We start from the raw sequence: 23,428 nt of genomic DNA on the forward strand, positions 1-23,428 counted from the left end.
CTGAAAATTTAAATAATAAAAACTTGTAAGGCTACGATTTTTGAGGAGGAGGCTAGAGCGAATGGAGAAACGGGCAATTCTTACTACAAGTAGTCGAGGGTTGCTGGAGGACTCATTGCCATTTCGTTTGTATCAAAAAGCAAAGAAATTTGGAATCTGGAACCCAGTAGACATTGATTTTAGTCAAGATGCAAAGGACTGGCAGACACTTAATGCAGACCAACGTAATGAAGTATTGCGTCTCATTTCGCAGTTTCAAGCAGGTGAAGAAGCTGTAACCCTAGACTTGCTCCCGCTAATTATGACGATTGCAAAAGAAGGCCGTCTTGAAGAAGAAATGTTTTTAACGACCTTTTTATTTGAGAAGCAAAGCATACTGAATTTTTCCGACTTGCCTTGAATGCGATTGGAGAAAAAGGTGATCTATCTTCCTTTCATACTGAAACCTATCAAACGATATTCTATTCATTACTTCCTACAACAATGGAACGGCTCATCCACGATCAATCACCAGAAGCCATTGCTGAAGCATCAACCGTATACAACATGTTTGTTGAAGGAGTTCTCGCTGAAACAGGTTATTTTTCTTTTTATCAGTCGTTAGAAAAAGCTGGAATTATGCCTGGTCTTTTAAAAGGAATTGGGTTGTTAAAAAGAGATGAATCTAGACATATCGGTTATGGAACGTTTTTACTGCAACGATTAATTTGCGAACACCCACATCTTTTTGACCAAGTAGCACGAAGAATGGAAGAGCTTGCCCCACTTGCAATCAGATTAAATCAGGAAGGGATTAGCTCAGGGAAAAGTTCATTCGGTGTAAATATTGAGGAAACGATGAATTTTACAATGAAGCAGTTGTCGATTCGTATGGAGATTCTAGCAAGAGCAAAAAACAAGAAAATAGAAGAGATATATAAACTAACAGAAAAAGAAGTAGGAATTGTTTAAGTTAAATTAAACCCAAGCGAAGGAGGAGAAACATGTCAGTAGATTTGGAAGTACAAACATTCCCACTGTTTATTAATGGAAAGTGGGAACCATCCAGCAGTAATGAATTATTTGACGTTGTTAACCCTGCCACAGGAGAAGTAGTGGCAAGAGTAGCAAAAGGAACAGAACAAGATGTTGAAAAAGCCGTTTTAGCTGCTCGAGAAGCGTTTGACAATACGAACTGGAAAAATATGAACCCTAAAGAACGGTCAAAGGTTTTATTTGCCATTTCACATGGGATAATTGCGCATGCTGAGGAATTAGCCTACCTAGAATCGATTAGTTCGGGTGGGACTATTCGACGGATTGCATCGAGTGATATTTTGCAAATGGCCGATTTGTTTCAAACCTTGGCTAAGTTCACATTAGAGTATCCATTTTCTGAAACATTGCCATCTCCACCGTTTCCAGGTCCAGCACACAGCATGATTTGGAGAGAACCAATCGGAGTTTGTGCGGCGATCACACCTTGGAATATGCCGATGTTAATCGCAACTTGGAAAATATCCCCTGCTTTAGCAATGGGAAATACAGTGGTTATTAAACCTGCAAGCTACACACCGCTGTCCACGTTAAAATTAGCAGAAATCATTTCTAAAATTGTTCCTCCAGGGGTAATTAATGTTGTCACAGGTTCTGGTGCTGACGTCGGTGAAGCTCTAGTCAAGCATCCAAAGGTAGACAAAGTGGCTTTTACTGGATCGACAGAAGTAGGTCGCCATATTATGAGTCTAGCTGCAGCTACAATTAAAAATACAACGCTTGAGCTTGGTGGGAAATCACCGAACATCATTTTAGTGGATGCGGATCTTAGCATTGCTTTGCCTGGTAGCTTGTTTGGGGTCTTTTTACACTCAGGTCAACTTTGTGAATCAGGAACAAGACTGTTTGTCCCAGAAGCACTTCATGACCAAATTGTCGAAGGACTTGTGGGGCTAACAAGTAAGTTGAAACTAGGAAATCCACTAGATCCTGGAACAGATATGGGCCCAGTTATTTCGAAAAAACAGAAGGAAAGTATTCTTTCCTATATTGAAGCAGGGAAACAAGAAGGAGCAACGTTGGTATGTGGTGGAAAAGCAGTAGAAGTAGCTGGTTGTGAAGGCGGACATTTTATTGAACCAACAATTTTTACGAATGTAACAAATGATATGAAAATCGCTCAAGAAGAGATTTTTGGACCGGTTTTGTCAATTATTCGTTATTCAGAAGTAGAAGAAGTTATTAAATTAGCTAATGATTCAATCTACGGATTAGCTGCAGGTGTTTGGACACGTGATGTAAACAAAGCGTATGACATTGCGCGCAAGCTTCAAGCGGGTGTCGTGTGGATTAATGACTGGCATATGCTGAGAAACGATGCACCATTTGGAGGCTATAAGCAAAGCGGAATCGGTCGAGAAATGGGCAAGCACTCGCTCGATGCTTATACACAGACGAAACACGTACATACATCAATGGTCCCAGAACTGCACAAAAAGAATTGGTACGGAATTTTGTTTTCAAATACTGAAGGATGAGGTGAGCTATATGCTATCAACAACTTTTTCACAATTTTCAATGCGTACAGCGATTTATAGTGGTTCAAATACGCGTGCGTTAGTTCCAGATTTGTTTCGAGGTCTTGGTGCGAAACGGGTTGTTCTTTTTAGTGATCGGGGCTTAGAGAATGCAGGCGTCGTTGATAAAGTTGCGCAAATCTTTGAGTTAACTCCGCATGGGGTTGGTCCTGAGCTTGTTGGGGTTTATTTAGATATTACTCAGGATGCAGAAAGTAAATGTGTGAATGACGCAACGAGGTATGCACGAGAAGTAGGTGCTGACGCTCTGCTCGCGGTCGGTGGCGGAAGTGTTCTGGATTCTGTTAAAGGAGTAAAGTACTCGTTGCACAACGGATTAACGGATATTAATGAAGCGATTCCAGGTGGCTTTAAATTCGAGTCATTTCCTGAGGCGACCTATATGCCAATTCCACATATAGCGATTCCGACAACTGCGGGAACGGGATCTGAAGTCTCACCGATTGCGGTCATATATAATGAAGAAATTAAACTGAAGACGAACATAATCAATCCATTTATCAGTGCGGATATTGCGGTTTTGGATCCTGATTTGACAGTTGGGTTACCACCAATGATTACTGCGTTTACTGGATTTGACGCACTAACTCACGCGATTGAGGCACTCGCTTCGCCAAATGCGACGGCACTCACTGATGCTCATGCATTACACGCAATTCGTTTAATTGAAAAAAGTCTACCTGTAGCAGTTTCAGATGGTGGGAATATTGATGCTCGAATGGAAATGCTTCATGCAAGTTTAATGGGAATCACGGCATTTAGTTATGCATTAAACGCAATTCCTGTTCATAATTTTGCACATGCGTATGGTGCATTGTTCCGAATTCCACATGGTCTGGCAAATGCCGTCTTTTTACCAGTTGTGATGGAGAGTATCCCTAGCTTGTATCTACCAAAAATTAACGAGCTGGCCGAGGCTTTACGCGTTGACGTGAAGGATGCAGATCAGCAGGGCGCGTTAGCGAGTGTAATTGAGAAAATCCGCTTGCTTCAACACAAGGTTGGTCTTCCAGTCGACTTCTCTGAGTACAACATTTCAGAACAAGACCTGCAAAGAACAATCCCAGCTGTAGCGGGTGATCCTGCGGCCGTTTCCTTCCCGATGCCAAAGGAATTAATTCACGCAGTAGGACAGATGGTTGTGCCGGTGGGAATTAAATAATCATTAGTTTACTTCAGCACTGGACAAGGTTCAGTGCTGTTTTTAATTATTGTATGAAGTCTTCTTATTTACACATACTAGGAAAAAGAAAGGACTGATTACATTGAAAAAACCAAACGAAGAAGCTGCCCCAAATAATAACCTTTCCTCTGCTGAAATTCGTACGTCTGAACTTGTGGAGCCACCAGATCGTGAATTTTCAGAAGAGCTTGCGGATGGAGGAGAACGAAACGAATTAATTAGGAATCAGCAAAAAGCACCTCAGGAGTGAGGTGCTTTTTGCTGATGACATTCTAGCGAAAAAATGAAGTCAATTGATTGACTTCGTTCAAAAGGAACCAAAAAAACTAAAAAGCTGCCATTTGGTTTTTCGTGCTGTTTCGAAATCATTCTTGTTCCGATGCCTACTCATCTCGACTTCTTTTTCAAACTTTTCTCTTTTCATATCATAAAGAAGCTTCAACATATATTCATTCACAAACATCTAATTTCCCTCCATCCGTTTCCTTTGTTTTAATCATAAAGGAAACGATTTCCATTAACGTCGGGTAGATGAATGAAGTTTTTTACATGAATAGTTGGATAGAAAAGTCAGTCCTTAGGTGTAGAATTTACAGGTTCGATAATACGACCTCTGAAATAAACAAATAATAATAAGGTAAAAAAAACACAACGAGATTCGTATAATAAAAGAATTTTTCATAAAATGTTGGGGTGTCATTTTTTTCATTTGCAATTGATGCACACAATGCGCCAAACAGACAGGTTATATGAAAGAGAATGATTCCAAATGTTTCGCCGAGCCGAAATTGGTAGATGATATATCCGAGTGAAGAACCATTAAAGAGGATTATAAAAAGCGAGAGTAATAGAAAAAAACGTGAATAGTTTGTCATCGTCAACACCTCAAACTATGTATATGATGACAAAAAAATAGAATGACAAGCTTTTATTGTTAGATAAACGTTTCACTGATTTTTAAGGATGTAGAATAATCTTTTTATGCCCTAGTATAAGTACGAATTTACAAGTTACAAGTTATGGTGTAAAAATACATATTTTCTCAAAGGTTAGGCATTTTAATTATTGCGATCTGATAAAAAATAAGTACAAGTGTAATAAAATCTCGGATGTTTTTTCGTGGACAATATTAGTCATAATGTTCGACTATCTTCATCAGAACTAGCAAACCTATGGACTCAATATATGAATGATACTTTAGAAATTTGTATCTTTACTCATTCTATTGATAAGGTGCAAGATGAAGACATTAGGGGCATACTTGAATTTGCTCTTAGCATTGCAGAATCCCATGTTATCAAAATTAAAGATTTTCTGAACCTTGAGAATTATCCTGTTCCAAAGGGATTTACAAAAAAAGAAGATGTTAATCTTAATGCTCCTCCCTTATTTACAGATACCTTTATGTTGGTCTATATGCATGTTATGACATTACATGGACTGACTGGGTACGCTTTGTTATTATACTTGTTATTTCTTATGAAACTGATATGCCTACATCTTATTACATTAATAGCTGATAAGTATCATCATCACAAATAATAAAAAGTTTTGCATCATTCGGAATGTCCTGATCAAGCTTTGATATAATCGACAAATCGTTATGGTTGGCAATTAACAGAGCTCCTTTGGAAGCCAATTCGTTACTAGCATCGGAGAAGGTCTTCCACTCGGACTTTTTAGGAATATGGTAGAGGTCATGTCCTTTGTTACTTGTTAGCTGACGGATAATTTCGCTTGATCCATTGAAGAGAATGGATCGTGCTGCAAGATGGGCCGCTGTATCGTTTGAGGTAATGAACTCTTCCACTTCAGCATGTGCAAAGGCTTGAATATGTTTAGAATTTGAAACTTCACAAATCGTATAAATGTTCTTGCCGAATTTACTTGCAGTATCTTTAAGGATTGACGCAACAAGGAGAGTTTGCCCATCCGCTTGGGAAGCAGTCGTTAAAGCGTCTGGTGCAAAAAGCATTGCTGTTTTACACTCAAGAATATTCGCTTTTAATAAAACCTCTTCGCTTTCTGGGTCTCCGCTTACAAAGTCAACTCTTTCGTGCATAAGCGGAACTTTCTTAAGCGTTTCATCAATAATGACAATATGAATATCGTTAAATGAATGTAATAGTTCTTGCAAGGTAATTTCAGCTTTTTTACTCCAGTTAATTAAAACAATGTGGTTTTTTGTTTGAACGACCAACTTGCCTTCCTCCTTTAACCTTTTACGCAAACTAAATGAATCAATGACTTTTCCAATAAAAACAGTCATAAGACCAATTCCAACTACGTACAAAATCATTGCAAAAATTTTACCTCTTACCGTAGTTGGTGAAACATCACCATAGCCAACCGTTGCCACGGTTGTCATCGTCCACCAAAGTCCTTCAAAAGGGGTTATAAACGTTTCAGGTTCTAGAAGGTGAATAGCAAAACTGCTGATTAGGATCAGTGTGGTTGTCGCAAAAACCAATGTCCACGTATTCAACTGAATTAATTTGATCCAGAGTCGTCTGGTGAAAATCAAAGTACTCACTCCCTCGTGTTGTGCTCTATAGGCATTTTATCATATATTTGGAAGGGAATAGGGAATGATTTCAAGATTGATTAGGATTTTAAAAGATTATCTCTCGTTTCACTTTAATAAAGAGTAAAACCCTTTTTCTTATTGAAGTAACCGGGCAAGATTTGTTGAAGAAGATAATGTATTGGGTAGTAGAGAACCATTCGGAATGTCAGCCTATTAATTAAGTTTATGTATTTCACGAGCCATAGATTCTAGAATATAAACTATAAAGTCGATGTATTACAATTCGAAATTGCTGCTATTATTTTGCGTGTTAATTCATGCAATAACAAAGAAAAATGAGTGTCAAATTCAGTTGCAATTTGACACTCATTCTTTGTTATGCAGTTTTACTCTTTACACCCCAAAACTGAACTACTTAATTTTCTAGGACAGTCTCTCCATTAACCTTTTACAACAATCTGATCATTTTCTAACGATACGGTTAAAATTTCTTCTGCTACACCTTCAAGAAGAAGGTCGGTAATTTGATCTTCAAGCTGTTCTTGAATGACACGACGCAGTGGTCTTGCACCGAAAGTAGGGTGGAAACCAAGTTCAACAAGTTTTTCTTTCGCTTCCAAGGAGACGTTAAGTGATAAATTTTGCTCGGAAAGAGACTGCGATAATTCTTCAAGCATGATGTCGACAATTGAAATTAAGTGGTCTTTATCAAGTGACTTAAATTCAATAATATTGTCAAATCGGTTTAAAAATTCTGGCTTGAAGAAGGAGCCAAGTGACTGTAATAAATTACTTTCCTTGATTGCATCTGTATAACCAGTTTCAAATCCAACAGTTATTCGTTTTTCACTAACACCGGCGTTGCTTGTCATAATAATTACAGTGTCCTTAAAGCTAACTGTTCGGCCTTGGCTGTCGGTTAACCGACCGTCCTCTAGGATTTGTAAAAACATGTGCTGTACATCAGGATGTGCCTTTTCAATTTCATCAAGCAAAATGATGCTGTAAGGGTTACGGCGAACCTTTTCAGTTAATTGACCGGCTTCATCATGACCAACATAGCCAGGAGGAGATCCGATAATTTTTGAGATTGCATGCTTTTCCATATATTCGCTCATATCGAGACGAACCAAAGCTTCTTTCGAACCGAATATTTCTTCTGCTAGCGTTTTTGTTAGCTCAGTTTTACCGACGCCTGTTGGTCCAACGAAGAGGAATGTACCAATCGGACGCGTTTTAGACTTTAACCCAGCACGACTTCTTCGGATTGCTTTTGCAACCTTTCGAACAGCTTCATCCTGTCCGATTACTTTTTTTGCAAGATTTCCTTGAAGATTCTTCATTTTCTCCTGTTCATTGTCTTGAAGCTTTCCAACAGGGATTCCAGTTTTTCTTTCGATCATGTCTTGAATATCTTTAAGCTCAACAGTAACTAACGAACGTTCGGGATGGGTAGTAAGTTGCTTTTCTAGCTCTGTTTCTTCATCCCGTAACCTAGCAGCAAGTTCATACTGTTCATTTTGTGTTGCTACCTCTTTTGCCTGTGCAATTCGTGAAAGGCGTTGCTGTACTTGCTTTTCATCCAGCGTATTTGTTACTAGGTTTTTAATTGATCCTGCTTCATCTAATAGATCAATCGCTTTATCAGGTAAAAATCGATCTTGAATGTAGCGATTGGAAAGGGTCACGCACGCATTAATTGCCTCTTCGGTATAGCTCACACTGTGATAGTCTTCATATTTACTTTGAATACCCTTTAAGATCGCAATGGCTTCTTCAACAGCGGGCTCTTTAACGATAACAAGTTGAAAGCGACGCTCTAAAGCAGCATCTTTTTCAATTTGACGATATTCCTTAAGAGTTGTTGCTCCGATTACTTGGAGCTCACCTCTTGCTAAAGCAGGCTTTAAAATATTCCCTGCATCCATTGAACCTTCCGCAGATCCTGCGCCAACGAGAAGGTGAATTTCATCGATAAAAAGAATGACGTTTTTTCGTTGCTGAAGCTCTGAAATTAATTTCTTCATTCGTTCTTCAAATTGTCCACGTATCCCAGTGTTTGCCACCAGTGCTGCGACGTCTAATAGATAGACTTCTTTATTTTGAAGCTTTGCTGGCGCTCTTCCTTCTGAAATCATTCGTGCTAAACCTTCAGCTACGGCTGTTTTACCAACACCAGGTTCTCCAATTAATACCGGATTGTTTTTATTACGGCGATTTAAAATTTCCATCACTTGCTTTATTTCAGGATCCCGGCCAATAACAGGATCAATTAGGCCAGCCCGTGCCGCGTTTGAAAGATTGCGGCCTAGATCATCTAACAGTCCCGTTCCTTTGCGTGAGGCATGCTGCTTTTGCTCTTTTTGAAGATCCGCGTTCCCCTGTAGAAACTCATCGAAAGGAAGGCCGGAATTACCTACTTGAAACCCACTAGGAATCTTATTTTTATATTCTACATAGCAATCCTGGCAAAGCTGAAATTGCTTACGTTTTTGATTAAATTGGACATGTAATTCAACTACTGCTTGTTTAGCTTGGCAATTTTGACACATCATTTATAAAAACCTCCATGCTTTATAGTGTGTATCTCGCGATTGTTAGTCATTTAATTATTCAAAAAAGAGGGATTTGACCTTCTTTGACATTTATTATAATTTGACCATCTTTGACTTTCAAGTATTTCGCTTTCATCCTGTACAAAAAAAATTTTCCAATGTCTTTTCTTGTACTTGTCTCATATAAATGAAACAAGCTGTTTTTTTATATGAAGATGGAAGTGTATTCGTTTTCTTATTAGACTTGGCAAGATCGGTTATTCGATGATGATAAATGGGTTAGATAAGCTTCAAGTTACCAGATAAGATTTTAAAAAGAGGTGTACAAAACATGAGTCGGAATTGGATCCAATCGTTTCAAGTTGCAGCTGTTTATGTAGGAACCGTTGTTGGAGCAGGATTTGCAACTGGAAGAGAGATTGTTGAATTTTTTTCACAGTATGGATTTTTGGGAATGGCAGGAATTTGTGTTGCGGGCAGTTTATTTATTATGCTTGGGACTAAAATGCTATTAATATCAAAGAGAATAAAGGCGAGGTCCTTTCAAGATTTGAATGTATTCTTGTTTGGAAGGACATTTGGAGGATTTGTGAATGTCTTAGTATTAGTTGCACTATTATGTATTACCTCAATTATGCTGTCTGGAGCTGGAGCTATTTTTGAAGAGCAATTAGAAATTTCCAAACAAGTTGGGATTTTATTGACCATTGCTTTAGCTGTTAGTGTGATGGTATTTGGAGTGAAGGGACTTTTTAGTGTCAATTTGCTTGTGGTTCCAATGCTGATACTATTCAGCTTAATGGTCGCGTTTCAATCGCTATCAAGTGATTTACTTAACTATTCACAGGGTGCAGACTCAGCTTCTTTGAAATGGCTAGTAGCAGCATTTTCTTATGCGGCATTCAATTTAGCACTGTCCGCTGCAGTTCTAGTTCCTCTTGCAAATGAGATGGAAGATGAACAGGTGTTAAAAAGAGGTGGAATACTTGGAGGGATTTTGCTAACAATCATTCTATTAGGAAGTTATATCGCGTTATCCACCTTGCCACAGTTACATACCTATGATATTCCGATGGCTGAAGTGATGAAGACCACTTTTTATTCTTTCTATTTTATATATGTTGCGGTAATCTATGGGGAAGTTTTTACATCTGTAATCGGAAACTTATTCGGACTAGAACGTCAACTGATACAATATCTCAGATTACCACGGATGATCATTGTTATAATGATTCTTTTTATCTCATATTTTATTAGTCAGCTTGGATATAGCTCGCTAATTTCATTTCTATATCCAATCATTGGGTATGTTAGCCTTGGTTTTCTTTTCTTACTTAGCTACAAAAAAGTGCCAAAGCAGTGGTAAGGCTATGATAGAATTAAAAGTACAACGTATAGTTGCGGTGCACATAATGTGGGTCACACAGACGATGACATCAGGTGTGGCGGTATTAGTCTGTGTTCCTTAAAACATAGATAGAGGGGTTGGTATAAATGGAGAGAATTGCCATCATCTCAGATATACACGGAAATATACCTGCACTTGAAGCGGTATTAGATGATATTAAAAGTCGTAACATTGAACGGATTTTTTGCTTAGGTGACTTGGTGGGCAAGGGGCCACATTCAAAGGATGCGATTGAACGAATACGTGAAACATGTGAAGTGGTTGTAAAAGGGAATTGGGATGATTTTATCACAAAAGAAACGGAATTTGCGGCACTGAAATGGCATCAACAGCAACTCACCCCAGAGCATGAACAGTATTTAGAGCAGCTGCCATTTTCAAAAGACTTCTATATGAGTGGAAAATTAATTCGTCTTTTTCATGCATCTCCATTTAGCCTATATACAAGAATACAACCATGGGATTCGATCGAAAAAAGGTTGAGTATGTTTGAAAACACAGAAGAGACGGGTACATTTGAGGTTACACCTGATGTAGTAGGGTATGGGGATGTGCACAACGCTTATATTCAGACGCTATTCGGAAAAACGTTATTTAATACAGGTAGTGTTGGAAATCCTTTAGATTTAACGCAAGCATCTTATACGATTCTTGAAGGAACCTACGAATCAAAGGAAGCTGGAGCTTTTTCAATTACCTTCAACCGTGTTCCATATGATATTGAACATGCAATTTATTTAGCGGCAGAAATGATGATGCCCGATTTAGAGCCATATATTCAGGAGCTAACCACCGCACGCTATCGAGGCTTTAAGCCTGTTAAAAAGGATGAGACATCTTGAACATACTCTGGGATTTTGATGGTACCTTATTTGATACGTACCCAGCGTTTACGGAAGCCATGTACTTGTTACTTGACGGAAAAGTAGACAAACATACGATACTAAAGGAATTAAAAATTTCGTTTTCCAATGCTACAAAAGTGTTTCAGCTAACGGAAAACGAAATTCTAAAGTTTAAGGAGATTGAACTTTCATTATCTCCTAGCTTGAAGCCACCATTTCCATATGTGGAGGATGTCTTAAAGAGGTCAGGTTGCAATGTCATTATGACACATAAACCAAAACAAGAGGTTCATACGATCCTAGATTACTACGATTTTCACCAATATTTCCAAGGTATTGTGGCAGGTGACGATGGCTTTCCAAGAAAACCGCATGCTGCTTCGTATCAATTTTTACATGACCGCCATTACTTAGATCTTGCGGTTGGAGACAGAGAACTCGATATTCTCCCTGCGAAGGAAATTGGCCTTAGGACATGCTTGTTTCAAAATGATACGGCAGGTGCAGACTTTTATGTGAAATCCTACAGAGATTTTTATGATATCATTAAGTAGTATGTTCTAAACTATAAGTTGAATTTAACCGATAAAAAATGCTTAAGCTACGAAGAAAATCGTGGCTTTTTGTAATTGTTTGTGAATTATCTGAAAAACGTTGAAATTGCAACGAAACAGGTATTTTTAACCGTTTTTTGTCATATTTATTAAGAAATCGCTTATGTATACCGTTTGACTGGTTGGTTTCTTTCATATTATGATAAATTAAATAACTAATGTGGGGTGATAAAATGGGGCAGTGAAAAAAGTGAATAAACTAGCAGCCATTTTGGATCTCGAAACGAACCAGATCATATCTAAAACTTAAATAATACTCCTAATGGGAGCTAGTCATATCTAACATATAAACGGATTGAAACACAAATTCTTACGCTTAATTAGTCTTTAAGATTGATCACTATAGGAGGTGACTCCTTTTCCGTTACGTTACGGAAAGGGAAGCTTATTTGGACATAGTAAACTTGTTGTTGATTGCACTATTAATTGCTTTAACGGGCTTTTTCGTAGCTTCAGAGTTTGCGATTATTAAAATTCGAAGCTCGCGCATTGAACAATTAATTGCAGAAGGAAACAAACAAGCAGTAGTCGTAAAAAAGGTTATTGACAACCTCGATGAATATTTATCAGCTTGTCAATTAGGAATTACAATGACCGCTCTAGGATTAGGTTGGCTTGGTGAACCAACTGTTGAGCAAATGCTTCTTCCGTTATTTGTACAATATCAAGTACCAGAATCACTTTCACACATACTATCATTCTCAATTGCCTTTGTTTCAATTACTTTTTTACACGTTGTAATAGGGGAATTAGCACCTAAAACGGTTGCAATTCAAAAGGCTGAGAAAATCAGTTTATGGTTTTCAAAACCACTCATTTTATTTTACCGCATCATGTACCCGTTTATTTGGTTTTTGAATGGATCTGCCCGATTATTGACAGGTCTCTTCGGACTAAAGCCAATGTCAGAACATGAATTAGCGCATAGTGAGGAAGAATTAAGAATTCTCCTTTCCGAGAGTCTGAAAAGTGGAGAAATCAATCAATCAGAATTTAAGTATGTAAATAAAATCTTTGAATTTGATAATCGAATTGCAAAAGAAATTATGGTACCACGAACAGAAATTGTCTCCCTTTCAATTGATGCACCGATCCATGAACAACTAGGCATCATCAAGGATGAAAAGTATACACGTTACCCCGTAGTTGATGGTGATAAAGATCACATCGTAGGAATTATAAACATAAAAGAAATCTTCACAGACCTTATTCAGGTCAATAAGCGAGATTCGCTTAGAATGGATAACTATATACGGCCAATCATTTCAGTAATTGAATCAATTCCTATTCATGATTTGCTATTAAAAATGCAGAAGGAACGCATTCATATGGCGATGTTAATTGATGAATATGGTGGAACTGCAGGACTCGTAACCGTGGAAGACATACTAGAAGAAATCGTTGGAGAAATTCGTGATGAATTTGATGCCGATGAAGTTCCTCTGATACAAAAAGTAAATGAAAACAATTACATCATTGATGGAAAGGTACTCGTAAGTGAAATTAATGATCTCTTCGGATTAGAAATAGACGATTCAGATATTGATACAATCGGTGGGTGGGTGCTTACTGAAAAATACGATATCCAAAAGGGTGAAACCATCGAATTAGGTTCCCATCATTTTAAAGTGCGGGATATGGAAAATCATCATATCCGCTATTTAGAAATTACGAAAAAGGTTACAGTTGAAACTGAATCACAGCCATTTCTTGAAAAGCGCATGGCTACATGAAGCTAGGGACCCAACACTGAAAAATGTGTGGGTTCTTTTTTTTGTCTAAAAAAGAGTCTCCCTCGGTTGGTTTCCTGCAAAAAATGACCGATAATTAACGGGATTTCTCCAATCAAGAAAGTGGCTGGTGTAAATCGATTAATATTTTTCTATCCTAAAAATGGAAGAGTCAACCATGAGAGAAGAATCATTAATCGTAACAGCCAGTCCAAATTTTTCACGTGAATGCTTTATCCTTTACACTTTTTTACATGAGTTAAGATAGAGAGGTTATTTTCTTAATTGTTTTCTATCTTCAACTTGCGGTGGTTCCTCCATCCAGCCATTTGCGACCATAATCTTTCCACCCTCTTTAGCAAAGCTGACCATATCTTTCGCAAGAAACGACATTGTTAGTGGTAAGTCATTCCTTAAACTGAATGCTCCGCCAATTGCGTTGCTCCCAAGACCAAACGTACTTAACAAACTTGTAATATACATCATCATCTTGTCAGAAAATGGAGCAAACGTAGAATTTGTGGCTTTACCAGCGTGTGTTGCTGGTGGTTCAATAAATTCCTCTCTGAAAAACTCACCTAATGTTGTTTCAACTTTTTTAGACAAGTCCATCCCATCGGCGAAATACTTTTTTACCTGTTTATCATGCGCTACTTGAGCAAATCCCATCATTAACTGCATCCCTGTAAGGTTTGCCTCGATCGCGTGATGGATTAGAGAAACTTCTATGGTATTTAATGCCCTTTTTTCGTTTAACAAACTGTAACCTGAAAAATAACTTTTATTATTTACTATTTCAACTTCTTTTGGCATTGACACATAAGGCGGGCGGGAGAGAACTCCAACCTGTAAAAGATATTGGGTGGTTTGCCGGTATGTTTCTTGTGCGTCTGCTGATAGCTGTCTAAAAAATTCAAACACATCTAACCGGTACGACATAGTTGAATGAAGTGAAAACAGCGCAACTTCAATTTTACTCATTAAGTGTAGAAACATAACATCAAACGTATAATCAAATAACTTTGGAGCACCTTTGTGTATATCACCATCAGTAAAGCCAACTGGAATGACTGCTCCTGCTTGCTCGAAGAAGCTTCTAATTTGAATGACAGATTGGGCAGATAAATCATAACTTCTTTGTAACATTTGTTGTGTTTCTTCATTCTCAGTGTGTTCAAGAAAATGTTCCAGGAACTTCATTAACATGGTTTTTTCCTGATAAGCAAGCCACAGATTACCTAATTCTGACGAAACCAATTGTGTTTTGTTTGGAATTGTCATCAAATTTCCTCCTTTGAATTCCAGATACAGAATTTAAATTCACTTTTATCATTTCACGTATGTCCATTTTAGCTACCTTAATAAGCCAGTCCGGATTCTCTGGAATACTACATCCTTTAATCTATTTTTTTTTAGCTTGCGTTAAATCAAAAAAAGTATTCAAATTATGAAACTTTTTCCTATTGAAAACCGTCATACTGTGGTGATTATTCTGGCAATGAGGAATACGTATGAGGAACAGTAAAGGATTTTCGGGTATTTATTAATAGGAATTGGAGTACTCTTTTTGTTGCAATCATTAGGATTTATTGATGGTTTTTGGAGTTTTTCTTCTTTTTGGGCAGAAGTCTGATAAAAAAACAAACCGCAATATTTAAGAATGAAACGTGAGAGATAGGAAAATCTATTCTTGAAGTGGAATCCTTTCTCGAATCCTTTAGCCATTTCAACTCCCACTACTAGGAGGCAATGTAATGACACAGTCAAAGCGGCAAGAAGAACGTCAGTGGACGGTACGCAAAGAATCCCAAAATCCTCATGGTAAAGTGAAGTCATTTGATCAGTTGGCAGAGGAAGCTGGAAAAAACAAAAGCAACTCTTAAAGGACATTTAAAATCGACCGCATCTGGTCGGTTTTTTTGACATTGAGAAAGTATAAAATTTGATACTGAGTCTGCGTTTCTGAATCCAGCTCCAGCGCCTAGCCCCTCGAGGTCATAAGTCAATTCTAAATTGAAGGCAAAGAACGCCTTCAATTTAGAATCGCCTTATGCTTGTCGGGCCTGATCAAGGCGCTTGCGCTTTTTTTATATTGAAAAAAATAATGTAAAACCTACAATAGTTCTTTACCACGTTAAAGAGATTGAAGTAAAATAGAGAAAAAAGAGTGAAATGAGGAGAGAGACATGTATCGTTTTGAACCTTTTTTTAAGGAAGATGTAGGGGAACTTCTTAGCTGGATTGATTCTAAGCAACTTCTTTATCAATGGAGTGGGTCGCGTTTTCTTTATCCATTGGAGGAAAGTGTCTTTTTAAAGCATTATGCTGGATCAATTGGGGATCAGCCAGAGCGTTATCTATTTAAGGTTAACGATGGTGATGAGATGGTAGGCTACATCGAATTAAATAATGTAAATATAGCTCATCGTAATGCGATGATATCAAGGGTTTTAGTAAAGTCAACGAAACAGAACAAAGGTGTTGCTAGCTTTATGATGAAGGAACTTTTAAAGGTTGCTTTTGAAGAACTAGGAATACACCGAGTTTCATTAAACGTGTTTGATTTCAATGACTCGGCACGGAATGTCTATGACAAGCTAGGTTTTAAAGTAGAAGGGTTATTACGGGATACTTTGAAATGTGATGATGAGTATTGGAGTATTTATGTGATGAGTATGCTTGAGCATGAGTATAAAGATAGGGTAGAGGAACGTTGAGGCAGGCAATTTAGCCTTGCTCCTCTGACCCTTGTGCTTGCGCTTTTGTTCAAAGATAAGAAAGTATAAGTTTTTTGTACTTAGTTTTTGTGTCTAGCGCAAGGCGCCATCGGCTCGAGGTCATAAAATCCGTCCAAAAGGTTAAAGAACAACCTTTAGCCGGCTCGTCTTATGCTATGCCTAAGGCTGACCAAGGCGCTTGCGCTTTTTTTATTGCCTAGATCGAACAGTTCATGGTATAGTAGTTAAGTTAAAATTTTATGTAATTCTGAGCAAGCATTTAGTGTCTCAGGAGAGGTTCTAGCACAACCCTCTATAAAAAACTAAGGATATACTATATCAAATGGTATAGTTTTTTCATTAGGATTATAAACTTGCTAGACACCTCGATCTTTTTTTCGTAGGTGTCTTTTTTCGTCTATTAATTATACCTTTTATTTTTACAAGTAAGGAGATGAACGATATGAAGAATGAAAAAGCGATTGTTGTTTTCAGTGGTGGTCAAGACAGCACAACCTGTTTGTTTTGGGCGTTAAAGCAGTTTAAAGAAGTGGAGGCTGTGACCTTTAATTATAATCAGCGTCATAAGCTTGAAATAGATGTTGCAGAATCAATTGCGAAAGACCTAGGTGTTAAACATCATCTTCTTGATATGGCATTATTAAATCAGCTGGCTCCAAATGCATTAACTCGTGATGATATCGAAATTGAACAAAAGGATGGAGAGCTGCCGACTACTTTTGTTCCAGGACGAAATCTGTTGTTTTTGACATTTGCTAGTATTTTGGCGAAGCAAGTGGGGGCACGTCACGTCATAACAGGTGTGTGTGAAACCGATTTTAGTGGCTACCCTGATTGTCGTGATGTGTTCGTAAAATCATGTAATGTCACACTAAATCTAGCAATGGACGATCAATTCGTTCTGCATACGCCACTTATGTGGTTGAATAAGGCTGAAACATGGCAGCTTGCCGATGAATTGGGAGCCTTGGAATACGTTCGGAATGAGACATTAACATGCTATAACGGGATTATTGCAGAGGGCTGTGGAGATTGTCCTGCATGCGAATTAAGAAACAAAGGCCTTCATCAATACCTTGAGAGCAAAGAGGTGGGTGCTTGATGCTACAACAAATCTATCCACAGGTTCAACATGACTTTCAATATGAACTAAATAAAGACATGCATATCGCCGCTGCTCATTTTATACCAAATGATGAAGCGGGAAAATGTCGGTTTGTACACGGACATACGTATTTTGTTAACGTTACAATCGCAGGTGATGAACTAGACGACTCAGGTTTTCTCGTGAATTTTAGTAGAATTAAAAAAATCGTCCATGATCGCTTTGATCACACAGTATTAAATGATCACAAAGATTTATTTAATGAGAACGACTCGGATTTTTTTCCAACAACAGAGGTTGTCGCCCGTACGATTTGGGAAGTCGTGCAAAAGGAACTGGATGGTATGAAAAGTGCTCCGAAATGCGTTCAAGTATATGTAAGAGAAACGCCAACAAGCTATGTTGTCTTTCGTCCTAAGAAGCAGGTGGAGAAGGAATGAAAAAAATTCCGGTACTCGAGGTTTTTGGGCCTACCATTCAGGGTGAAGGAATGGTCGTGGGGCAGAAAACAATGTTTGTTCGAACCGCAGGCTGCGATTATTCATGTAGCTGGTGTGATTCTGCTTTTACGTGGGATGGATCTGCGAAAGATGATATACGCCAGTTAACTGCAAGTGAGGTTTGGAATGAGCTAAAGGAGCAAGGTGGAACCCGTTTTTCGCATGTAACGATTTCTGGTGGAAATCCCGCGCTGCTTGCTAATTTAGGCAAACTTATTGATCTCCTTAATGAAAAAAACATGAAGGTTGCCATTGAAACTCAAGGAAGTAAGTATCAGGATTGGCTAACGAAAATTGATGATTTAACGATTTCACCGAAGCCACCTAGTTCTAGAATGACGACAGACTTTGAAAAGCTTGATTTCATGATCGATACCCTGATTCAAGCGGGAAGACAGGGATCATTAAGCCTTAAAGTCGTTGTTTTCGATTCCGTGGACTTAAAATTTGCGAAAGACGTTCATAAGCGATATCCAAATGTAGCTTTTTATGTACAGGTTGGAAACGAGGATATTCATGAAAGCAATGATGCTAAATTAATCAAAGTCCTTTTAGATAAGTATGAATGGTTAATTGATCAAGTGATTGAAGAAGATGACATGAATGATGTTCGCGTATTACCTCAGCTGCATACTCTTGTCTGGGGGAATAAGCGTGGGGTTTAACTTAATTGAAGAAAGAGGTAGTAAACATGGCTGGAAGAAAAAAAGAAGAATTGAAAGATATAACATTACTTGGCAACCAAGGAACAGGCTATTTATTTACCTATTCACCAGATGTTTTAGAATCGTTTGATAACAAACATACGAATAGAGATTATTTTGTAAAGTTTAACTGTCCCGAGTTTACCTCGCTATGCCCAATCACAAATCAACCAGATTTCGCAACCATCTACATCAGCTATATCCCTGATGTAAAAATGGTTGAAAGTAAGTCACTTAAGCTTTACTTATTTAGCTTCCGCAATCATGGAGATTTCCATGAAGACTGCATGAACATTATTATGAATGATTTAATTGAGCTGATGGATCCACGCTATATTGAAGTGTGGGGTAAGTTTACGCCACGTGGTGGAATTTCGATTGATCCGTATACGAATTATGGTCGTCCGGGGACGAAATATGAGGAAATGGCTTCGTATCGTTTGATGAATCATGATTTGTATCCGGAGACTGTAACTAATCGATGAACTGATCTTCTGTTTAAAACTGTGACATTTAACAGGAGAATCCGTGGGAAATTTAGAGAAAATCGTGACATTTGGTTTTAATGATAACTAAATTAGATTTGAAAAACAGACAGGTATTTACTAAATACCTGTCTGTTTTTTTATCTTTAATTGGAGAAACCTGGAGGGTGCTGATCTAAAGCTATGCTCCTTCAGAACAGTTAACTTTGAAAGTAAGGCAAATTTATCAATGAGGAACTAGAAGTTTGTAAGGTAACAGGGGGCATTAATACTTAACACCTATAAATTTCAGGTTTTTCTTCTGATGTCTTTGTTCAGTAACTTTCATTATTAATTTTACTTGGGCAACTGCATCCAGAATACCATTGGCACTAATAATAAGTTCGCGTTGAAATTCATCAGAGTCAATAGTAAAGACATATTGTTTCAATGAATACACACCCCTTTTTAGAATTATTATAATTTCATATTAAGTTAGAAAAACAAATGACACTACTTGTTGGTTAGATTTTATTCCTTTGTTATTTTGTCGAAATTGGAAAGGGGAGTTGGAGTGGCCGATATAGTGGCAAAAGTGGCCGATATACCTCGGAAAGTCAACGCTGAAGTTGCAAAAGTGGATGATAGAACGGGATTAGGCCGATAAACATACGCTAATCGGCCTAAACAAACAAATCATTTAGCCAATTGAATGCTTTTGACTTTAGAAAACATTGTTAAATTGTAATAATGTCCGGCTACATGTTGGTAATCCTTCAATAATCCTTCATTTTCAAAACCCTGCTTCTCTAATAATTGTTGAGATGGCAAATTCTCAGGCCGTACCAAAGCACCAATTCGATGAAGATGTAGTTGCTCAAATCCATACTCACTCACAGCCTCTAATGCTTCAATTGCATACCCTTTTCGCCTATATTTAGGATGTATTTCATAACCTATTTCCGCTCGGTGGTGAGTTTTATTCCAATTGTGATAGCCAATCGTTCCGATGAACTGATCGCTTTCAGAGATGACAATTCCCCAGCGAATCGATGTACCGCTTTTAAATCCTTTTTGAAAAATCTCAACCAATGAAGTTGCTTCCTCTACCTCTTTCATCGGTAACATTCCGTAGTATTCTACAACTCTTGGATTTGAAAAATAAGAGTAAATAACTTCTGCGTCGCCACTATGGATTTCTCTTAATTGTAATCGGCTCGTTTCAAGCACTGGAAAAATCTTTTCACTCATTCTAATATCCTCCCCATATAATATTCATCAATATATGTATCTCTTATCTTCAAGGAATGCTTTTTAACTCCTTCAATTTCAAAGCCATGCTTACGGTATAAAGAGAGTGCTTTTTTATTATGTGACATGGCTGTTAGCTCGAAACGATGTAGGTCAATAATCTTTGCCCACTCATAAAGTGATGTAAAGAGTGAATGGCCAAGTCCACGGCCCTGATGCTCCTCGAGTATTCCAATCACGATTGACACAGAGTGTTTATTTCGTTGCACAGTTCCACCAAATGCAGCAATGAAACCTGCAAGTTCACCGTTTTCCACTGCTAGTAAAATCGTGGAATTCTCTTGTTGCAGTACATTTTGTATTCGTTTTTTCTGATCTTCAAACGATAGCTTTCGTTCCCCTGGCTCAAACAACATATACTCTGTTTCTGTATCTAATTTCCTGAGACAACTTAAAAAATCATGAGCATCCTCTTCCATGATCGTGCGAATAATCACCTGAAAAACTCCTCCTGAGAATATTTATTTCCTTATTCTATCATATTATGAAAATATTACTCATAACAGGTCCAAATGATGTACGACGATGGGTAAGAATTATGACATATTCTTCAAGTTTACTAGTCCTTCCGATTTGTTTTAACCTTCGTACACCTACAAAGAGCGTTATTAATCGAATGGTGTATTTGTAGCAAAAAATAAGGAGGAAAAGTATGAAGCGCAAACTATATGGCGTATTAGCCGCCGTCGTTTTATCAACAGGTGTTCTTTTTCCTGCCCAAGGAGAAGCTGCACTAGGTGATCAAACGTTAAAGACAGGGACAAGTCACCAGGATGTCAAAGAATTGCAAGACTATTTAATGGCAAAAGGGGATTTCCCATATCATGAGTCAACAGGATATTTCGGCCCAATAACAGATAAAGCTGTAGAGGATTTTCAATCTACAAATAAATTAAAGGTGGATGGAATCGCAGGTCCACAAACAAATCACAAAATTAAAGTGCTCCGCACAGGAGATATTGGAAAACCTGTTGCAGAACTACAAAGACTATTAAAGGCATGAGGAGTTTATCCTGGCACTGTTGATGGAATTTACGGTACCGGAACAAAACAATCTGTTTCAAAATTTCAACAACAAAAAGGATTGGCTGTGGATGGAATAGCAGGTCCTGGGACGAATAGCAAATTGAATGAAAAAGCAAGTGAAGTAGGCCAGAATGTTAAGGAAATCACTGTTTCTAGTACAGCTTATACAGCCAGCTGTGAAGGCTGTTCTGGTGTGACGAGAATGGGTGTGGATTTAAATAAATATGATGATGGAAAGGTGATTGCCGTTGATCCTAACGTCATACCATTAGGGTCTACTGTAGAGGTAGAAGGCTATGGAAAAGCAATTGCAGCTGATACTGGTGGGGCAATTAAAGGAAACAAAATTGATGTGTTTATCCCGGGTTTGAACGATGCAAAACAGTGGGGTAGGAAAGATGTAAAGATAACAGTTTATGAGTAACAATATAAAAGCAGTGGATTTTGTAGCTAAATCCACTGCTTTTTATATTGAAGAGGAATCTATTTAAGCCTTTTCATAATTAAGATCCCAAGTCACTCCAAACGGATCCTTTACTTTAGCAAACTTTGCTCCCCAGAACGTATCCTGAAGCTCCATTAGCACAGTACCCTTCTCACTTAAACGATCATAATAGCCCTGTATTTCTTCATCGCTTTCTAATTCTAGGACTAATGAAATGTTGTTGCCGATTTCAAATGTGTGATCACCAAATCCATCTGATACCATAAACACTAAATCTTCTTTTTTAAATTGAGCATGCATGATTCTTTCATCTGCCTCTGGAGGAGTTGGGTATTCAGCCTCTCCAAACGTTTGAATCCCAAGTACTTCACCTTGAAAAACCTCTTGATAATACTCTAAAGCTTCTCTTGCATTGCCGTTAAATGATAGATATGGTGTCGCTTGACGTTTCATCGATAACACTCCCATGTATTGTCATTTTATGGTCACTTAGTGCCTTACATCATTCATTATAATCAAATTACCTGAATTAAACAAGAACATATGTTTGTTTTTAGTGAATATTTTAAAAAGAAATTTTTCAAACTCATGATTGACCTGAAAATAGGAATATTATATAATGACAGCATCTAAGTTAACCGCTTAACCGGAGGCAGCATGAATCAGAAAATTACGATCCGTGACGTAGCAAGAATTGCTGGGGTTTCATCTGCAACTGTATCTTATGTCATTAACGGCGTAAACAAAGTGTCAGAGGAAACGAAAGCAAGAGTATTACAAACGATTGCAGAACTAAATTATCAACCAGATTTTACAGCAATCAGTTTATCTAAGAAAAAGTCGAATATGATTGGTGTTATGATACCACTAGTAGAAGGCTCACTAGCACCAATTTTTAGAGAAAATCATTATTATAGTGAGTTAATAAGTGGAATTGAGTTTGTATCTCGCAAGAATGGCTATGATTTTTTACTATCAGGGTTTGGAAAGCCAGAGGACTGCAAAAATTGGGTCATGAAAAGGAATCTTGATGGTCTTGTCTTTTTAGGTTCGTTTCCAGAATCTATTTATCAAGAATTGAAAGCGTTATCCATGCCGATTGTTTTAATTGATACGTATGAGGAATACGCAAAACATTACACGAATATTCGTATTGATGATGAGCGCGGTGGTTATTTAGCTACAAAGCACTTAATTGAATACGGTCATCGATCGATTGGATTTGTGTCACCAGGTCCTGTTAATAATCCAATTGATAGCTTGAGATTAAAAGGCTTCCAACAAGCACTAAAAGAAGCAAATCTACCATTTCAAGATGCGTTCGTTTTTGAAGGTAAAGACAGCTCATTCGAAAACGGATATCAAATCGGAAAAAACATTATCAAAGCAGAATTACCAATAACGGCTATTTTTGCAGCGGCCGATATATTGGCTCTAGGCATTATCAAGGCATTCAATGAAGCTGATAAAAAGGTGCCAATTGATTACTCGGTTATTGGCTATGACGACCTTCTTGTTAGCAGATATGCATCACCGAGCTTGACAACAATTAGTCAAGATGTGTTTAAAAAAGGTGCTATATCAGCTGAAATGCTAATTTCGACGATTGAAAAAAAAGAAACCGAATTCAAAACCTTTTGTCTACCAGTTGAGCTAGTGATAAGAGATTCTACTTCAAGAATACAATGTTAGGAGGTGAG

Annotated in this window: 26 protein-coding genes, 3 pseudogenes and 1 riboswitch; of the genes and pseudogenes, 20 read left to right on the top strand and 9 right to left on the bottom strand. The window is 37.8% G+C overall.

The window, feature by feature from the left end:
- Positions 1–61 precede the first annotated feature (61 nt).
- The 4 genes and pseudogenes from ACFFIX_RS03785 to ACFFIX_RS03800 all read left to right on the top strand — a co-directional run bounded on the left by ACFFIX_RS03785 (position 62) and on the right by ACFFIX_RS03800 (position 4,006).
- A pseudogene (locus ACFFIX_RS03785) lies at positions 62–951 on the top strand (R2-like ligand-binding oxidase).
- A gap of 32 nt (positions 952–983) precedes the next feature.
- Complete coding sequence (locus ACFFIX_RS03790) at positions 984–2,513, top strand: aldehyde dehydrogenase family protein (RefSeq protein WP_378930686.1); 1,530 nt, start codon at positions 984–986, stop codon at positions 2,511–2,513.
- A gap of 10 nt (positions 2,514–2,523) precedes the next feature.
- A complete protein-coding gene (locus ACFFIX_RS03795) occupies positions 2,524–3,735 on the top strand; it encodes an iron-containing alcohol dehydrogenase (RefSeq protein ID WP_378930690.1) in 1,212 nt (403 codons plus the stop codon).
- 103 nt (positions 3,736–3,838) lie between these two features.
- Positions 3,839–4,006: a hypothetical protein gene (locus tag ACFFIX_RS03800; protein ID WP_378930692.1), complete on the top strand. Its 168-nt coding sequence runs from the start codon at positions 3,839–3,841 to the stop codon at positions 4,004–4,006.
- 57 nt (positions 4,007–4,063) lie between these two features.
- Here ACFFIX_RS03800 and ACFFIX_RS03805 read toward each other — a convergent pair whose 3' ends face one another.
- Together ACFFIX_RS03805 and ACFFIX_RS03810 are read right to left on the bottom strand one after the other, a co-directional pair.
- A complete protein-coding gene (locus ACFFIX_RS03805) occupies positions 4,064–4,219 on the bottom strand; it encodes a hypothetical protein (protein WP_378930694.1) in 156 nt (51 codons plus the stop codon).
- Between the two features lie 127 nt (positions 4,220–4,346).
- Positions 4,347–4,631, bottom strand: coding sequence for a hypothetical protein (locus ACFFIX_RS03810; protein ID WP_378930696.1), 285 nt, complete (start codon positions 4,629–4,631; stop codon positions 4,347–4,349).
- Between the two features lie 244 nt (positions 4,632–4,875).
- On the opposite strand from ACFFIX_RS03810, the gene ACFFIX_RS03815 reads away from it, so the two are divergent.
- Positions 4,876–5,298 carry a DUF3231 family protein gene (locus tag ACFFIX_RS03815; protein WP_378930698.1) on the top strand — a complete coding sequence of 141 codons (423 nt, stop codon included), beginning with the start codon at positions 4,876–4,878 and terminating at the stop codon, positions 5,296–5,298.
- On the opposite strand, the gene ACFFIX_RS03820 is transcribed toward ACFFIX_RS03815, so the two are convergent.
- Together ACFFIX_RS03820 and ACFFIX_RS03825 are read right to left on the bottom strand one after the other, a co-directional pair.
- Positions 5,261–6,289, bottom strand: coding sequence for an ion channel (locus tag ACFFIX_RS03820; RefSeq protein WP_378930700.1), 1,029 nt, complete (start codon positions 6,287–6,289; stop codon positions 5,261–5,263). The genes ACFFIX_RS03815 and ACFFIX_RS03820 overlap by 38 nt on opposite strands.
- A gap of 434 nt (positions 6,290–6,723) precedes the next feature.
- Positions 6,724–8,838, bottom strand: a complete 2,115-nt coding sequence (locus tag ACFFIX_RS03825) for an ATP-dependent Clp protease ATP-binding subunit (protein WP_378930702.1) — start codon at positions 8,836–8,838, stop codon at positions 6,724–6,726.
- Positions 8,839–9,169: 331 nt separating this feature from the next.
- Here ACFFIX_RS03825 and ACFFIX_RS03830 point away from each other — a divergent pair, with 331 nt between their 5' ends.
- The 4 genes from ACFFIX_RS03830 to ACFFIX_RS03845 all read left to right on the top strand — a co-directional run bounded on the left by ACFFIX_RS03830 (position 9,170) and on the right by ACFFIX_RS03845 (position 13,438).
- Positions 9,170–10,204, top strand: coding sequence for a YkvI family membrane protein (locus ACFFIX_RS03830; RefSeq protein ID WP_378930704.1), 1,035 nt, complete (start codon positions 9,170–9,172; stop codon positions 10,202–10,204).
- 128 nt (positions 10,205–10,332) lie between these two features.
- A complete protein-coding gene (locus ACFFIX_RS03835) occupies positions 10,333–11,088 on the top strand; it encodes a metallophosphoesterase family protein (RefSeq protein WP_378930707.1) in 756 nt (251 codons plus the stop codon).
- Positions 11,085–11,645, top strand: a complete 561-nt coding sequence (locus ACFFIX_RS03840; protein ID WP_378930709.1) for an HAD hydrolase-like protein — start codon at positions 11,085–11,087, stop codon at positions 11,643–11,645. Before ACFFIX_RS03835 ends, ACFFIX_RS03840 begins: the two co-directional genes overlap by 4 nt.
- Positions 11,646–12,094: 449 nt before the next feature.
- Positions 12,095–13,438 carry a hemolysin family protein gene (locus ACFFIX_RS03845; RefSeq protein WP_378930711.1) on the top strand — a complete coding sequence of 448 codons (1,344 nt, stop codon included), beginning with the start codon at positions 12,095–12,097 and terminating at the stop codon, positions 13,436–13,438.
- Between the two features lie 270 nt (positions 13,439–13,708).
- Here the strand turns inward: ACFFIX_RS03845 and ACFFIX_RS03850 are convergent, their stop codons facing one another.
- Positions 13,709–14,716, bottom strand: a complete 1,008-nt coding sequence (locus ACFFIX_RS03850; protein ID WP_378930713.1) for a DUF3231 family protein — start codon at positions 14,714–14,716, stop codon at positions 13,709–13,711.
- 247 nt (positions 14,717–14,963) lie between these two features.
- On the opposite strand from ACFFIX_RS03850, the gene ACFFIX_RS03855 reads away from it, so the two are divergent.
- The 7 genes from ACFFIX_RS03855 to queF all read left to right on the top strand — a co-directional run bounded on the left by ACFFIX_RS03855 (position 14,964) and on the right by queF (position 18,967).
- Positions 14,964–15,068, top strand: a complete 105-nt coding sequence (locus ACFFIX_RS03855) for a hypothetical protein (protein WP_378931158.1) — start codon at positions 14,964–14,966, stop codon at positions 15,066–15,068.
- 121 nt (positions 15,069–15,189) lie between these two features.
- Positions 15,190–15,318 (top strand): DUF6254 family protein, encoded by a 129-nt coding sequence (locus tag ACFFIX_RS03860; RefSeq protein ID WP_378930715.1) that lies wholly within the window; start codon positions 15,190–15,192, stop codon positions 15,316–15,318.
- A gap of 303 nt (positions 15,319–15,621) precedes the next feature.
- A complete protein-coding gene (locus tag ACFFIX_RS03865; RefSeq protein WP_378930717.1) occupies positions 15,622–16,152 on the top strand; it encodes a GNAT family N-acetyltransferase in 531 nt (176 codons plus the stop codon).
- A gap of 288 nt (positions 16,153–16,440) precedes the next feature.
- Positions 16,441–16,485, top strand: a riboswitch (PreQ1 riboswitch).
- Positions 16,486–16,615: 130 nt separating this feature from the next.
- Positions 16,616–17,275, top strand: coding sequence for a 7-cyano-7-deazaguanine synthase QueC (gene queC, locus ACFFIX_RS03870; RefSeq protein WP_378930720.1), 660 nt, complete (start codon positions 16,616–16,618; stop codon positions 17,273–17,275).
- Positions 17,275–17,718 (top strand): 6-carboxytetrahydropterin synthase QueD, encoded by a 444-nt coding sequence (queD, locus tag ACFFIX_RS03875; protein WP_378930722.1) that lies wholly within the window; start codon positions 17,275–17,277, stop codon positions 17,716–17,718. The genes queC and queD overlap by 1 nt, the downstream gene beginning before the upstream one ends.
- Positions 17,715–18,443 carry a 7-carboxy-7-deazaguanine synthase QueE gene (gene queE, locus ACFFIX_RS03880; protein ID WP_378930724.1) on the top strand — a complete coding sequence of 243 codons (729 nt, stop codon included), beginning with the start codon at positions 17,715–17,717 and terminating at the stop codon, positions 18,441–18,443. The genes queD and queE overlap by 4 nt, the downstream gene beginning before the upstream one ends.
- Before the next feature lie 26 nt (positions 18,444–18,469).
- Entirely contained in the window at positions 18,470–18,967 is a 498-nt protein-coding gene (gene queF, locus ACFFIX_RS03885) for a preQ(1) synthase (protein ID WP_378930725.1), read from the top strand.
- Positions 18,968–19,232: 265 nt separating this feature from the next.
- Here queF and ACFFIX_RS03890 read toward each other — a convergent pair whose 3' ends face one another.
- From ACFFIX_RS03890 to ACFFIX_RS03900, 3 genes are all read right to left on the bottom strand, one after another.
- The gene (locus tag ACFFIX_RS03890) at positions 19,233–19,397 is read right to left on the bottom strand and encodes a hypothetical protein (RefSeq protein WP_378930726.1); all 165 of its coding nucleotides are present in this window, start codon (positions 19,395–19,397) and stop codon (positions 19,233–19,235) included.
- Between the two features lie 245 nt (positions 19,398–19,642).
- Positions 19,643–20,197 (bottom strand): GNAT family N-acetyltransferase, encoded by a 555-nt coding sequence (locus ACFFIX_RS03895; RefSeq protein ID WP_378930727.1) that lies wholly within the window; start codon positions 20,195–20,197, stop codon positions 19,643–19,645.
- Positions 20,194–20,694: a GNAT family N-acetyltransferase gene (locus tag ACFFIX_RS03900; RefSeq protein WP_378930729.1), complete on the bottom strand. Its 501-nt coding sequence runs from the start codon at positions 20,692–20,694 to the stop codon at positions 20,194–20,196. The genes ACFFIX_RS03895 and ACFFIX_RS03900 overlap by 4 nt, the downstream gene beginning before the upstream one ends.
- 215 nt (positions 20,695–20,909) lie before the next feature.
- On the opposite strand from ACFFIX_RS03900, the gene ACFFIX_RS03905 reads away from it, so the two are divergent.
- From ACFFIX_RS03905 to ACFFIX_RS03915, 3 genes and pseudogenes are all read left to right on the top strand, one after another.
- Positions 20,910–21,260: a peptidoglycan-binding domain-containing protein gene (locus tag ACFFIX_RS03905; RefSeq protein ID WP_378930731.1), complete on the top strand. Its 351-nt coding sequence runs from the start codon at positions 20,910–20,912 to the stop codon at positions 21,258–21,260.
- A gap of 12 nt (positions 21,261–21,272) precedes the next feature.
- A pseudogene (locus ACFFIX_RS03910) lies at positions 21,273–21,374 on the top strand (peptidoglycan-binding domain-containing protein); the annotation flags it as partial.
- Between the two features lie 45 nt (positions 21,375–21,419).
- Positions 21,420–21,707, top strand: a pseudogene (locus ACFFIX_RS03915) (3D domain-containing protein); the annotation flags it as partial.
- Positions 21,708–21,770: 63 nt separating this feature from the next.
- On the opposite strand, the gene ACFFIX_RS03920 reads toward ACFFIX_RS03915, so the two are convergent.
- Positions 21,771–22,181 (bottom strand): VOC family protein, encoded by a 411-nt coding sequence (locus ACFFIX_RS03920; protein WP_378930733.1) that lies wholly within the window; start codon positions 22,179–22,181, stop codon positions 21,771–21,773.
- A 204-nt stretch (positions 22,182–22,385) separates the two neighbouring features.
- On the opposite strand from ACFFIX_RS03920, the gene ACFFIX_RS03925 reads away from it, so the two are divergent.
- Positions 22,386–23,420 (top strand): LacI family DNA-binding transcriptional regulator, encoded by a 1,035-nt coding sequence (locus ACFFIX_RS03925; RefSeq protein WP_378930735.1) that lies wholly within the window; start codon positions 22,386–22,388, stop codon positions 23,418–23,420.
- Positions 23,421–23,428 lie beyond the last annotated feature (8 nt).

Source organism: Metabacillus herbersteinensis, assembly GCF_042433335.1.
Taxonomy (GTDB): domain Bacteria; phylum Bacillota; class Bacilli; order Bacillales; family Bacillaceae; genus Metabacillus; species Metabacillus herbersteinensis.